The 1,829-nt window shown below is 71.0% G+C and carries 1 protein-coding gene; it reads left to right on the top strand.

Annotation, left to right across the window (positions count from 1 at the left end; genetic code table 11):
- Positions 1 to 1,829: non-ribosomal peptide synthetase (locus tag Adu01nite_RS47350; protein WP_203735990.1), on the top strand; the 1,829-nt coding region annotated here is incomplete at both ends.

Here is a 1,829-nt window from a genome sequence, read left to right as displayed (position 1 = left end):
GGGCCAAGCGCACCGCGCTGACGGCCTACACCTATCAGGACCTGCCGTTCGAATACCTTGTCGAGGCGCTCAACCCGCAGCGCAGCAACGCTTATCATCCGCTCTACCAGGTCGGGCTCGTCCTGCAGAACCACCCGGAGCAGGCGATCGAGCTGCCGGGTCTGACGGTGACTCTGGCCGGCGCCGAGGTCCGCGTCGCGCGACTCGATCTCATGCTGGCCGTGCGGGCCGATGCCGGCGGCGATCTGATCGTCTACGCCGAGTACTCCACCGACCTGTTCGAGGCGAGCACGGTACGCGGCCTGGTGGAACGCTGGAAGCTTCTGCTCGAGCAGGCCGTGGCCGACCCCACCCGGCCGATCGGCGAGTTCGATCTGCTCAGCCCGGCCGAGCGGGAGATGCTCCTGGCGCCGAGCGGACCCGTGCCACCGGATGCCGGCATGACGCTCACGCAGTTGTTCGAGCGCCAGGTCGAACGGGATGCACCGGCGCTCGCCCTGGTCGCCGGCGAGGACGAGTGGAGTTATGCGGAACTCGCCGCCGCTGCCAACCGGCTGGCGCGGTTGTTCGTCAGCCGCGGCATCGGCCCGGAGGACGTGGTCGCGCTGGCGATGCCCCGTTCGGCCGAGATGGTGACCGCGATCCTCGCCGTGCTCGCGGCGGGCGCCGCCTACCTTCCGCTCGATCTGGACTACCCGCCCGCCCGGCTGGCCTTCATGCTCGCCGACGCCCGGCCCGTGTTCCTGGTGACCGCCGACGCCGCCGTGCTCCCCGACGTCGAGGTGCCCCGCCTCACCCTGACCAGCTCGGAGGTGGTTGCCGAACTCGCGGCACTGCCGGGCGGTCCGCTGTCCGACCGGGACCGGGTCCGGCCGTTGCGACCCGACCATCTCGCGTACATCATCTACACCTCCGGCTCGACCGGCGTCCCCAAGGGGGCCGCGGTGACGCACACCGGGCAGCCCCGCTTGATAGCCGGCTTGATCGAACGCGCGGGGCTCGGCCCCGGCGCCCGGGTTGCTCAGCTCAGCTCGCCGAGTTTCGACATGTCGGTGCCGGAGATCTTCGGCGCCTTGGCCACCGGTGCCACGCTGGTGGTGATGCCCCCCGGGGTGCAGGAACTGGCCGGTGTGCTCAACCGGGGCGCAGTCACCCATCTGTTCGTGGTGCCGTCCCGGCTGGCCGGTACACCGGCTGACAGCCTGCCGCAGGTGACGCACATCATTCCGGCCGGAGAGGCGCTCCCACCGGAGACGGCGGCTCGTTGGGCCGTGGGCCGCAAGCTGGTCAACGGGTACGGGCCCACGGAGACCACCGTCTACGTCACCATGAGTGATCCGCTGACCGGTGGTGAACCGGTCGTGCCGATCGGCCGTCGGCTGGCCGGCGATCGGCTGTACGTGCTCGACAGTGGCCTGCGGCTGTGCGCGCCCGGTGTGGTCGGCGAGCTTTACGTTGCCGGCGATGGTCTGGCCCGCGGCTTCCGGCACCGGCCCGGCCTCACCGCCGAACGCTTCGTCGCCTGCCCGTTCGGATCCGCCGGCGAGCGCATGTATCGCACCGGTGACCTGGTTCGCTGGGGCGTCGACGGCCAGCTTGAATTCGCCGGCCGCTCGGACGGCCAGGTGCAGCTTCGCGGCTTCCGCATCGAGCTGGGCGAGATCGAGGCAGTGCTGGCCGGATGTGCGGGGGTGAATCACGCGACCGTTCTGATGCGCGAGGACCGCCCCGGCGACCAGCGTCTGGTGGCGTACGTGGTGCCCGAGGCCGATGCGGCCCCCGACCCCGAGCAGATGCGCCGGGAGTTGGTCAGCCGGCTGCCGGGTTAC

It is taken from the genome of Paractinoplanes durhamensis (assembly GCF_016862175.1).
Taxonomy (GTDB): Bacteria; Actinomycetota; Actinomycetes; order Mycobacteriales; family Micromonosporaceae; genus Actinoplanes; species Actinoplanes durhamensis.
Note: the sequence above shows the minus strand (reverse complement) of the source record. Positions and strands in the feature narration are given on the sequence as shown.